10 protein-coding genes are annotated in these 11,369 nt (G+C 61.5%); 7 read left to right on the top strand and 3 right to left on the bottom strand.

Features of this window, described 5'->3' with window-relative positions:
- Positions 1-13: 13 nt before the first annotated feature.
- From SNL23_RS02600 to phhA, 3 genes are all read right to left on the bottom strand, one after another.
- Positions 14-1,210, bottom strand: coding sequence for an amino acid aminotransferase (locus SNL23_RS02600; RefSeq protein WP_318301520.1), 1,197 nt, complete (start codon positions 1,208-1,210; stop codon positions 14-16).
- Positions 1,210-1,566, bottom strand: coding sequence for a 4a-hydroxytetrahydrobiopterin dehydratase (locus tag SNL23_RS02595; RefSeq protein ID WP_003214616.1), 357 nt, complete (start codon positions 1,564-1,566; stop codon positions 1,210-1,212). The genes SNL23_RS02600 and SNL23_RS02595 overlap by 1 nt, the downstream gene beginning before the upstream one ends.
- 105 nt (positions 1,567-1,671) lie before the next feature.
- Entirely contained in the window at positions 1,672-2,463 is a 792-nt protein-coding gene (phhA, locus tag SNL23_RS02590) for a phenylalanine 4-monooxygenase (RefSeq protein WP_063028067.1), read from the bottom strand.
- A gap of 266 nt (positions 2,464-2,729) precedes the next feature.
- On the opposite strand from phhA, the gene SNL23_RS02585 reads away from it, so the two are divergent.
- From SNL23_RS02585 to flgK, 7 genes are all read left to right on the top strand, one after another.
- Complete coding sequence (locus tag SNL23_RS02585; protein ID WP_318301519.1) at positions 2,730-4,295, top strand: sigma-54-dependent transcriptional regulator; 1,566 nt, start codon at positions 2,730-2,732, stop codon at positions 4,293-4,295.
- A 303-nt stretch (positions 4,296-4,598) separates the two neighbouring features.
- A complete protein-coding gene (locus SNL23_RS02580) occupies positions 4,599-5,339 on the top strand; it encodes a flagellar basal body rod protein FlgF (protein WP_076015133.1) in 741 nt (246 codons plus the stop codon).
- Positions 5,340-5,401: 62 nt separating this feature from the next.
- Positions 5,402-6,187, top strand: a complete 786-nt coding sequence (gene flgG / locus SNL23_RS02575; RefSeq protein WP_003214609.1) for a flagellar basal-body rod protein FlgG — start codon at positions 5,402-5,404, stop codon at positions 6,185-6,187.
- 53 nt (positions 6,188-6,240) lie between these two features.
- Positions 6,241-6,936, top strand: coding sequence for a flagellar basal body L-ring protein FlgH (gene flgH / locus SNL23_RS02570; RefSeq protein WP_076015134.1), 696 nt, complete (start codon positions 6,241-6,243; stop codon positions 6,934-6,936).
- 27 nt (positions 6,937-6,963) lie between these two features.
- Entirely contained in the window at positions 6,964-8,052 is a 1,089-nt protein-coding gene (locus tag SNL23_RS02565; RefSeq protein WP_032899355.1) for a flagellar basal body P-ring protein FlgI, read from the top strand.
- 4 nt (positions 8,053-8,056) lie between these two features.
- Complete coding sequence (gene flgJ / locus SNL23_RS02560) at positions 8,057-9,319, top strand: flagellar assembly peptidoglycan hydrolase FlgJ (RefSeq protein WP_318301518.1); 1,263 nt, start codon at positions 8,057-8,059, stop codon at positions 9,317-9,319.
- A 10-nt stretch (positions 9,320-9,329) separates the two neighbouring features.
- Entirely contained in the window at positions 9,330-11,363 is a 2,034-nt protein-coding gene (gene flgK, locus SNL23_RS02555; protein ID WP_076015136.1) for a flagellar hook-associated protein FlgK, read from the top strand.
- Positions 11,364-11,369 lie beyond the last annotated feature (6 nt).

The following is an 11,369-nucleotide window of genomic DNA, read 5'->3' as shown; positions in this document are numbered from 1 at the left end:
CCGGTTTCTTCAGTTAGGTGTGGGAAACATCCGCGATGGCTTCGGCCAACAGCGTCAACCGCGTCGCATCAATCCCCGCCACGTTCGCACGCCCGGAATTGACCATATACACGCTGTGCTTCTCCCGCAGTTGCTTCACCTGTTCCGCACTCAACCCGGTATAGGAAAACATCCCGCGTTGCGCCGCGATATGCGCAAACCGCTCCGACAATCCGTGGGGCGCCAGCGCCTCCACCAACCCGGAACGCAACTGCGCAATCCGCGCCCGCATCCCTTCAACCTCATCAGCCCAGCGCTTTTTCAGCTCAGCATCACCGAGAATGGTCGCCACGACTGCCGCACCATGATCCGGCGGCGTCGACCACAAGTTCCGCGCAATAAACGCCAGTTGGCTGCGCACATCCGTCAGCTTCTCGGCGTTCGCCGCGCACACAATCAGCGCGCCTACACGGTCACTGTACAAGCCGAAGTTCTTCGAGCAGGAACTGGTGATCAGCACTTCAGGCAGCTCAGCCGCCAACAGCCGCACCGCCCACGCATCCTGTTCCAGGCCATCGCCAAAACCCTGATAGGCAAAGTCGATCAGCGGCAGCAGCTCGCGCTCTTTGACGATCTTCAGCACCTGGCGCCAGTCATCCTGGGACAGGTCGAAGCCGGTCGGGTTGTGGCAGCAGGCGTGCAGCAGCACCACATCGCCCTTGGGTACCGTGGACAGCGTGGCCAGCATCGCCGCTACATCCAGGCGATTGTCGCTGCCCACATACGGGTAATGGCTGACCTTGAGCCCGGCCTTGGCGAAGATGGTTTCGTGAATCGGCCAGGTCGGGTTGCTCAGCCATACGCCACGGCCGGGCAGGCTGTGGGCGATAAAGTCGGCGCTCAGGCGCAGCGCGCCGGTGCCGCCTGGCGTCTGCGTGGCGCCGGCGCGACGTTCACTCAGTAGCGGCGAACCAGCGCCCAGCACCAACTCACTGATCAGCGTGCCGAACGCGGCATTGCCATGGCCGCCGATGTAAGTCTTGGTGGTTTGTTGCTCCACCAGGCGCTGCTCGGCCAGTTTCACCGAATACGGGATCGGCGTCAGGCCCTGGTCGTCCTTATACACGCCCACGCCGAGGTCGAACTTGTTCGGGTTTGGGTCCTGGGCGTACAACTCCATCAGCCCGAGGATCGGGTCTCCGGGCACCCGGCCAATCGCGTCAAAATGCATTACTTGCGGCCCTCGGCATCCTTGGCCACTTCGTCGGTGCGCGCGGCCATGATGAAGTCGTTGCGGTGCAGGCCCTTGATGGAGTGGCTCCACCAGGTCACGGTGACTTTGCCCCATTCGGTGAGCAGGCCCGGGTGGTGGCCTTCAGCTTCGGAGATCACGCCCACGGCGTTGGTGAAGGCCAGGGCGAATTTGAAGTTCTTGAACAGGAAGACCTTTTCCAGCTGCATCACGCCATCGCGTACTTCGATGTTCCAGTCGGGGATCTGTTTGATCAGCACCGGCAACTCTTCGTCGCTGACTTGCGGGGCGTCGGCGCGGCAGGCTTCGCAGTGGGCTTGGTTCAAGGTGGTCATGTGGGGATTCCTGAAATCGAGTGTTTGGAAAACGGTCGTCAGTGGCGTCACCCTAAAGCAACGCGGGGCCAGGGAACAGACTCACCTGGCCCGAAAAGCCACGGCTCAAGCCGCTTTTGGCTTGGGCGGAAACTTCGGTGCGTGTAGGCCGAGCTGCATCCCGCGTTCAACCATGCCCATGATGTCTTCCTGCGCCACTTCGAACAGGCGCTTGAGGTTGGGCAAGGCGAAGTACAGCGGTTGCAGGATGTCGATGCGGTACGGCGTGCGCATCGCTTCCAGCGGGTCGAAGGCTTGATGCTCGGGCTCGTCCGAGAGGCAGTACACGGTCTCCTTGGGTGAAGACAGGATGCCGCCGCCGTAGATGCGCCGGCCTTCGGGCGTGTCCACCAGGCCGAATTCGATGGTCATCCAGTACAGGCGCGCCAGGTACACGCGCTGTTCCTTGGTCGCGGCCAGGCCGAGCTTGCCGTAGGTGTGGGTGAATTCCGCGAACCAGGGGTTGGTCAGCAGTGGGCAGTGGCCGAAGATCTCGTGAAAAATGTCCGGTTCCTGCAGGTAATCCAGCTCTTCACGGGTACGAATAAACGTCGCTACCGGAAACTGCTTGTTGGCGAGCAATTCGAAAAAGGTCTGGAAGGGGATCAGCGCCGGCACCCGGGCGACTTGCCAGCCGGTGGTCTCGGCCAGCACTTTGTTGACCTCCGCCAGTTGCGGAATGCGGTCATGGGGCAGGCCGAGCTTGTCGATGCCGTCCAGGTATTCCTGGCAGGCGCGGCCCTCGATCACTTTCAGTTGCCGCGTGATCAGGGTGTTCCACACCGCATGTTCTTCGGGCGGATAGTCGATAAAACCGTTCGCGTCGGGCTCGCGGGCCACGTACTGCGTCTGCTTCATACTGCTCTCCTGCTAGGCATTCGTTCTTGTTATGTCCTGGGATGAGCCTATTGATACGCCGCCTGGGCCAGGAAGCCATCCTCCTGCGCCATAGGTCCGTAGGAAAACTTACCGGGTTTCGTAAAATTTTCGTTACGCTTAAGGTGATTCGCTGTGTATGTGGCGTGTTTTGGGTGTGAATCGCCTCACGGCTGTCACATAATCTTGACGATTATCTGCGCCCAGCGGCAAATAGACGCAGCGCCTTCACTTCTTCGGGCCTTCTCATGCGTATCAAAGTGCATTGCCAGAACCGCATCGGCATCCTGCGGGACATCCTCAACCTGCTGGTGGAGTACGGCGTCAACGTCGCCAAGGGCGAGGTCGGCGGCGAACACGGCAACGCCATTTACCTGTACTGCCCGAACCTGGTGAACCTGCAATTCCAGGCATTGCGCCCGCAGTTCGAAGCGATTGCCGGGGTATTTGGCGTCAAGCGGGTAGGGCTGATGCCCAGCGAGCGTCGGCATATGGAACTGAATGCGCTGCTGGGCGCGCTGGAATTTCCGGTGCTGTCCATCGACATGGGCGGCTCCATCGTCGCCGCCAACCGTGCGGCGGCGCAGTTGCTCGGGGTGCGGGTGGATGAGGTGCCAGGCATTCCGTTGTCGCGCTACGCCGAAGATTTCGATTTGCCGGAACTGGTACGGGCCAGCAAGTCGCGGATCAATGGCCTGCGGGTCAAGGTCAAGGGCGATGTGTTCCTGGCCGATATTGCCCCGCTGCAATCCTCTGAACATGACGACAGCGAAGCCATGGCCGGCGCCGTGCTGACCCTGCACCGCGCCGACCGCGTGGGTGAGCGTATCTACAATGTGCGCAAGCAGGAGCTGCGGGGCTTCGACAGCATTTTCCAAAGCTCCAAAGTCATGGCCGCCGTGGTCCGTGAAGCCCGGCGCATGGCGCCGTTGGATGCCCCTCTATTAATAGAAGGCGAAACCGGCACCGGCAAAGAGCTGCTGGCCCGCGCCTGTCACCTGGCCAGCCCCCGCGGGCAGTCGCCATTGATGGCGCTTAATTGCGCCGGGTTGCCGGAGTCGATGGCCGAGACCGAGTTGTTTGGTTACGGGCCTGGCGCGTTTGAAGGGGCGAGGGCGGAGGGCAAGTTGGGGCTGTTGGAGCTGACGGCGGGCGGCACGTTGTTTCTCGACGGTGTCGGGGAAATGAGTGCGCGGTTGCAGGTGAAGTTGCTGCGCTTTCTGCAGGACGGCTGCTTCCGCCGGGTAGGCAGTGATGAAGAGGTGTACCTGGATGTGCGGGTGATCTGCGCGACGCAGGTGGACCTTTCCGAACTGTGCGCCCGGGGCGAATTTCGCCAGGACCTTTACCATCGTCTCAATGTGCTCTCGCTGCATATCCCGCCGCTGCGCGAATGCCTCGATGGTTTGCCGCCGCTGGTGGAACACTTTCTGGATCAGGCCAGCCGGCAGATCGGCTGCCCGCTGCCCAAGCTGGCGCCGGCGGCGATGGATCGCCTCAGCCATTACCACTGGCCGGGGAATGTGCGGCAGTTGGAGAACGTGCTGTTCCAGGCGGTTTCGTTGTGTGAGGGCGGCACCGTCAAGACTGAGCACATTCGCCTGCCGGACTATGGCGTGCGCCAGCCGCTGGGGGATTTCTCCCTTGAAGGTGGGCTGGAGGAGATTGTTGGGCGCTTCGAGAAGGCGGTGCTGGAGCAGCTGTATGCCGAGCATCCCAGCAGCCGTCTGCTGGGTAAGCGCCTGGGTGTATCCCACACCACCATTGCCAACAAGTTGCGGGACTACGAAGTGCTCAAGGCCGAACGCGGTTAAACCTGTGGGAGCGGGCTCGCGAATGCGGTCTGACAGTCGCCCTATGTACAGACTGACCCACCGCATTCGCGAGCAAGCCCGCTCCCACATTGGTTCTTTGTCGGTCTTGATACCTGCGCTTGCCGTTAGCGGCATAAGTCCGCCGTTTTTTCGACTCTCCTCCAGTCGTCATTTGCGCAACCCAAACCGCAAACCCCCGCCCCGCCTGGACTTTTCCGTATTTCCAAAAGTTGGTTCGCAAATTGCTTAAGCCTCATCAGTACAGCGGTGGACGGCAAGCGTCCGTCAGAAAGAGGAAAGAGCGTGGATAAGTACCTTTACGTGGCAATGACCGGCGCCAGCCAGAATGCACTGGCGCAGAAGGCCCACGCCAACAACTTGGCGAACGTTTCCACCAATGGTTTTCAGCGTGACCTGGAACAGGCGCGTTCGATGCCGGTGTTCGGTGACAGCTTTCCGGCGCGGGCCTTTGCCTTGACCGAGCGCCCAGGCACGGACTTTTCCCCTGGCGCGATGATTGAAACCGGCCGTGACCTCGACGTGGCCGTCAGCGGCGATGGCTGGATGGCCGTGCAAACCCCGGATGGCGGTGAATCCTACGTGCGCAGCGCCAGCATGAACGTCGATGCGTTGGGCGTGCTGCGGGCCGGCAACGGGATGCCGATCATGGGCAACGGTGGTCCGATTGCCGTGCCGCCCCAGCAGCAGATCGAAGTCGGCCAGGACGGCACCATCAGCATCCGCGCCATGGGCGAAGGCCCACGGGTGATGGCTGAAGTAGACCGGATCAAGCTGGTGCAGCCCGACCTCAAGAACATGACCAAGGGCCTCGACGGCACCATTCACACCAAGGATGGCCAGCCGGCGCAAGCCAATGCCAACGTCAAGCTGACGTCGGGCTTCCTGCAGGCGAGCAACGTGAACGCGGTTGAAGAAATGACGGCGGTACTGGCTCTGTCCAAGCAGTTCGAATTGCACATCAAGATGATGAACAGCGCCAAAGAAGACGACCAGGCCATGACCCGCGTCCTGGCAATGAGCTGATAGCAGCCACACACTAATTTTGTAGCGCGGCGCCATAAAACAGGCGCACGAAGGAGAAGAACATGCTTCCGGCTCTATACGTTGCCAAAACCGGTTTGTCCGCCCAGGACACCAACCTGACCACCATTTCCAACAACCTGGCCAACGTGTCGACCACGGGTTTCAAACGTGACCGCGCCGAGTTCCAGGACTTGCTCTATCAGATCAAGAAGCAGCCTGGCGCCCAGTCGACCCAGGACAGCGAATTGCCGTCGGGCCTGCAACTGGGTACCGGTGTGGCGATTGTTGGCACCCAGAAAAACTTCAGCGCCGGTAACTTGCAGCAAACCGGTCAGCCGCTGGACCTGGCAGTCAACGGCAAGGGCTTCTTCCAGATCCTGCAGCCGGACGGCACCACCACCTACACCCGCGACGGTACGTTCCACCTGGACTCCAACGGCCAGGTCGTGACGGCCAACGGCTTCGCGCTGGAGCCGGCGATTGTGGTGCCGAACAACGCCCAGACCTTCACCGTCGGCAACGACGGCACCGTGTCGATCACCGTGGCCGGCAACCCGGCCTCCCAGGTGATCGGCAACCTGCAAACCGCCGACTTCATCAACCCGGCCGGCCTGCAGGCGATCGGTAACAACCTGTTCCTGGAAACCGCGTCCAGCGGCGCGCCGCAAATCGGCACCCCGGGCCTCAACGGCTTTGGTACCACCCTGCAAAGCACCCTGGAAACGTCCAACGTCAGCACCGTTGAAGAGATGGTCAACATGATCACCACTCAACGCGCCTACGAGATGAACTCCAAGGTGATTTCCACCGCCGACCAGATGCTTTCGTTCGTAACGCAGAATCTGTAATCAAGTCTATGGGGCGTCCTTGAAGGCGCCTGCAACACCGTGAGGTATGGGTCATGAATCGCTATGTTTCTGTTTTGGCATTGAGTGGGATTGCTGTGCTCGCGGGCTGTGTCGCCCCGACGCCAAAGCCCAATGACCCGTACTATGCGCCGGTGCTGCCGCGCACGCCGCTGCCGGCTGCCGCCAACAATGGCTCGATCTACCAGGCCGGTTTCGAACAGAACCTGTACAGCGACCGCAAGGCGTTCCGGGTGGGTGACATCATCACCATCACGCTGAACGAGAAGACCCAGGCGAGCAAGAACGCCAACTCGCAGATCGGCAAGACCAGCAAGACCAGCATCGGCCTGACCTCGTTGTTTGGCGGTGGCCTCAATACCAACAATCCGGTAGGCAGCGGTGACTTGAGCCTCGACGCCGGCTACAGCGGCGACCGCGCCACCAACGGCAAAAGTGCGGCGGGGCAGGGCAACAGCCTGACCGGTTCGATCACCGTGACCGTGGCCGACGTGCTGCCCAACGGCATCATTGCCGTCCGTGGCGAGAAGTGGATGACCCTCAACACCGGTGACGAACTGGTGCGCATTGCAGGCATGGTTCGCGCTGACGATATCTCCACCGACAACACCGTGCCGTCGACACGGATTGCCGATGCACGCATCACCTACTCGGGTACGGGTTCGTTTGCTGACGCCAGTCAGCCGGGCTGGTTTGACCGTTTCTTCCTTAGCCCGCTGTTCCCTTTCTAGGTGATCACTTTGAACTTCAAACAGCTGATGGCTGCGATGTTGCTGCTGGCCCTGAGCGCAGGCGCCCAGGCTGAGCGCTTGAAAGACATCGCGAGCATTTCCGGCGTACGGTCCAACCAGTTGATCGGCTACGGCCTGGTGGTGGGGCTTAACGGCACCGGCGACCAGACCACCCAGACCCCGTTCACCTTGCAGACCTTCAACAACATGCTCTCGCAGTTCGGCATTAAGGTACCGCCGGGTTCGGGCAACGTGCAGTTGAAGAACGTCGCGGCAGTGTCCATCAGTGCTGACTTGCCGCCGTTCGCCAAGCCGGGGCAGGTGGTCGACATCACCGTCTCGTCCATGGGTAACTCGAAAAGCCTGCGGGGCGGCACCTTGCTGATGACCCCGCTCAAAGGTATCGACGGCAACGTCTACGCGATTGCCCAGGGCAACCTGGTGGTGGGCGGCTTTGATGCCGAAGGCCGTGACGGTTCGAAGATCACTGTCAACGTGCCGTCGGCCGGCCGGATTCCCGGCGGTGCCTCGGTGGAGCGCACCGTGCCCAGCGGCTTCAACCAGGGCAACAGCCTGACCCTGAACCTCAACCGTTCGGACTTCACCACCGCCAAGCGCGTGGTCGACAAGATCAATGAGCTGCTCGGCCCGGGCGTGGCCCAGGCCATCGACGGCGGTTCGGTGCGTGTCACCGCACCGCTGGACCCAAGCCAGCGTGTTGACTACCTGTCTCTGCTGGAAAACCTTGAGGTTGACCCGGGTCAGGCGGTGGCGAAAGTCATCATCAACTCGCGGACCGGCACCATCGTGATTGGCCAGAACGTCAAGGTATCGCCAGCGGCGGTGACCCACGGCAGCCTGACCGTGACCATCACCGAAGACCCGATCGTCAGCCAGCCTGGCCCGTTGTCCAACGGCCAGACCGCCGTGGTCCCCCGTTCGCGGGTGAATGCCCAGCAGGAAGCCAAGCCGATGTTCAAGTTCGGCCCTGGTACCACCCTGGACGAGATTGTCCGCGCGGTGAACCAGGTGGGCGCAGCGCCTGGCGACTTGATGGCGATCCTCGAAGCATTGAAACAGGCCGGCGCCTTGCAAGCCGACCTGATCGTGATCTGACGCCATGGCCATGGACATGCGCAAAAGCGGCCTGACCAGCACGGCGGACTCGGGTTCTTATTCCGACCTCAACCGGCTGAACCAGTTGAAGTTCGGCGACAAGAACAGCGACGGCAACATGCGCAAGGTCGCGCAGGAATTCGAGTCGCTGTTTCTCGGCGAGATGCTCAAGTCCATGCGCTCGGCCACCGAAGCCCTGGGCAAGGACAACCCGCTGAATACACCGGCGGCCAAGCAGTACCAGGAAATGTACGACCAGCAGTTGGCGGTCTCCTTGTCTCGCGAGGGCGGTGGTATCGGCCTGGCGGACGTGCTGCTGCGCCAGATGCAGAAGAACAAACCGGTGGACGCCCAGGCGGCCACCTTGCAAGGCCCGGCGGTTCCCGCGAAGAAGGTGGATGTGCCGACCGAAATTGCCGCTGGTACCAAGGCTGATGGCCCGCTGGGCCGCAGCAATGGTCAGCGGCCATTGTGGGCGTACCGCGTGGCGGTGCCTGAGGGCACCGGCTCCCACGCCAACGACATGGCGCTGATGAACCAGCGCCGTATCTCGTTGCCGAGCAAACTGACGGATCGCCTGCTGGCCGGCATCGTGCCGGGTGCCGATGCCACTACCACCGCCAAAGCTGCGCCGCTGCGTAACAGCGCCGCCGATGACGGTGTGGTCAACAGTTCCGCCCGCAGCCTTGCCGCACTGCCCCCTCACGGGCAGATGCAGGTTTACGGTCGCGCTGTGGCTCAGCCGCCGCTGGCGCCAGCGAAAAAAGCCTTCAGCTCGCAGGACGAATTTGTCGCCACCATGTTGCCAATGGCCAAGCAGGCCGCCGCACGGATTGGCATCGACCCACGCTACCTGGTGGCCCAGGCCGCTTTGGAAACCGGTTGGGGTAAATCGGTGATGCGTGCCACGGACGGTACCAGCAGTCATAACCTGTTCGGCATCAAGGCCGGCCAGAGTTGGCAGGGCGAACAGGCCCGGGCAATCACCAGCGAGTTTCGTGACGGGGCGATGGTCAAGGAGACGGCGCAGTTCCGTTCCTACAACTCTTACCAGGACAGCTTCCATGACCTGGTGACGTTGCTGCAAAGCAATGATCGCTATAAAGAAGTTGTGAAATCAGCCGACAACCCGGAACAGTTTGTGCGCGAGTTGCAAAAAGCCGGTTATGCAACCGACCCGGATTACGCCAGCAAGATTTCGCAGATCGCAAAAACGATGAACAGCTACCAGAACTACGCTGCCGCGGGCGCTTCCACTCATTTATAAGGTCTGAATCATGAGTTTGCTCAATATCGGGATGTCGGGGCTCAACGCCGCCCAAGGATCGTTGTCGGTCTTAAGTAACAACATCGCCAACGTCAACACCCCGGGATACTCGCGTCAGCAGACCACCCAGAACGCCAGTGCGTCGAATGCGTTCGGCGGTGTGTTCATCGGCACCGGTACGACCCTGGCGGATGTGCGCCGGGTGTACAACGACTTCCTGAACACCGCTTACCAGAACAGCACCGCCCTTAATAGCGACGCCAACGCCTACCTGGGCCAGGCCAGTGCGATCGACAAGACCCTGTCGGACAAGAGCACCGGCATGTCGGCCGTGCTCAGCGCCTTTTTCGCAGCAGCGCAGACTGCTGCGGCCACCCCCAGTGACGTGTCCGCCCGGCAATTGCTGGTGACCAGTGCCCAGACCTTGAGCAACCGGTTCAACGCGATTTCCTCGCAGTTGACCCAACAGAAAGAAAGCATCAACGGCCAGTTGAGCACCATGAGCGATCAGGTCAACAAGCTGACCTCCTCGATTGCGTCCCTGAACAAGCAAATTTCCCAGGTCCAGGGCTCGACGAGCAACGCGCCCGCCAACCTGCTGGATGCGCGTAACGAAGCGGTGCGCTCGCTCAATGAGCTGATCGGTGTCACGGCCACTGAAAAGGACGGCCAGGTCAACATCACCACCGGCACCGGGCAGTCGCTGGTAGACGGTGATGTCGCCAATACCATTTCCGCAGTGCCGAGCAAGAACGACAGCAGCCAGTACACCATCCAGATCAACATGGGCAGCACGTCCATGGACATCGGTTCGGTGGTCAGCGGTGGCAGCATTGGCGGCCTGATGCGTTATCGCAGTGATGTGCTGATGCCCGCGATCAATGACCTTGGCCGACTGGCCATCGTCACCGCCGATACCATCAACAACCAGTTGGGCCAGGGCCTGGACCTGAACGGTGATTTCGGCTCTTCGCTGTTCAGCGATATCAACAGTGCGGCGGCCATCTCCCAGCGTAGCCAGGGGACCGCGGGTAACAGCGCCGGCTCCGGCAACCTGAATGTGTCGATTGCCGACAGCAGCAAGCTGACGACCTACGACTACAAGGTCACGTTCACCAGCGGCAACCTGTACAACGTGGTGCGTTCCGACGGCAAGGCCATGGGCTCGTTCGATACCGCTACCACGCCGCCGCCGGTGATTGACGGTTTCACCCTGGCGCTGGATGGCAAAGGGCCGATGGCGGCGGGTGACAGCTTCAAGGTCAGCCCCACCAGCAATGGCGCCAGCGGGATCGGCGTCGACCTGACGGACCCGAATAAACTCGCGTTCGCCGGCCCATTGGCGGGTGTTGCCGGCAAGAACAGCGGCACCGGCACGTTCACGCCACCGCAATTGACGGTGCCGCTGGATATTCACGGCGGCGCCGACACGGCCCAATTGCGCACGGGGATCGAGAACTCGATGCCGGTGAAAATGGTGTTCGGCGATAAGGCCGCGGACGGCACCCAGCCGTACACCGTCACCGACGCCCAAGGCTTCAAGATCGGCACCGGCAGCATCATTCCGGGCCAGGGCAACAAGATCACCATCAATGTGCCGATGCGCGATGCCAGCGGCGCCGTGATCACCGGCAAGAGCTTCAGTTTTGATACCACCGTTGGCGGCTCGCCGGCCAATAACGACAGCACCACCTTCTCCTTCAACAGTGGCGCCACCTCCGACGGCCGCAACGCCCAGTCGCTGCTGGCGCTGCAAACCAAGGCAACCGTCGGCGTGACGGACGGCAACGGGGGCGTGAGCCTGGTCAGTGCCAACAGCCGCCTGGTGTCCCAAGTGGGTTCCAAGGCTGCCCAGGCCAATACCGACAGTACCGCGACGGGCGCGCTGCTGACGGCGAACAAGGCGGCTGCCAACTCGGTGTCCCAGGTCAACCTGGATGAAGAGGCGGGCGACATGATCAAGTTCCAGCAGTACTACACCGCGTCGTCGCAGATCATCAAGGCGGCGCAGGAAACCTTCAGCACACTGATCAACGCACTTTAAGGGAGT

This window comes from Pseudomonas sp. SED1, from assembly GCF_034044025.1.
Taxonomy (GTDB): Bacteria; Pseudomonadota; Gammaproteobacteria; order Pseudomonadales; family Pseudomonadaceae; genus Aquipseudomonas.
This window is presented reverse-complemented; position numbering and strand designations above follow the sequence as displayed.

Coding starts and splice junctions, on each gene's coding strand:
- SNL23_RS02600 (WP_318301520.1), bottom strand. CDS start 1,210: ATGCATTTTGACGCGATTGGCCGGGTGCCCGGAGACCCGATCCTCGGG.
- phhA (WP_063028067.1), bottom strand. CDS start 2,463: ATGAAGCAGACGCAGTACGTGGCCCGCGAGCCCGACGCGAACGGTTTT.
- SNL23_RS02595 (WP_003214616.1), bottom strand. CDS start 1,566: ATGACCACCTTGAACCAAGCCCACTGCGAAGCCTGCCGCGCCGACGCC.
- flgG (WP_003214609.1), top strand. CDS start 5,402: ATGCTTCCGGCTCTATACGTTGCCAAAACCGGTTTGTCCGCCCAGGAC.
- SNL23_RS02565 (WP_032899355.1), top strand. CDS start 6,964: ATGGCTGCGATGTTGCTGCTGGCCCTGAGCGCAGGCGCCCAGGCTGAG.
- flgH (WP_076015134.1), top strand. CDS start 6,241: ATGAATCGCTATGTTTCTGTTTTGGCATTGAGTGGGATTGCTGTGCTC.
- flgJ (WP_318301518.1), top strand. CDS start 8,057: ATGGCCATGGACATGCGCAAAAGCGGCCTGACCAGCACGGCGGACTCG.
- flgK (WP_076015136.1), top strand. CDS start 9,330: ATGAGTTTGCTCAATATCGGGATGTCGGGGCTCAACGCCGCCCAAGGA.
- SNL23_RS02585 (WP_318301519.1), top strand. CDS start 2,730: ATGCGTATCAAAGTGCATTGCCAGAACCGCATCGGCATCCTGCGGGAC.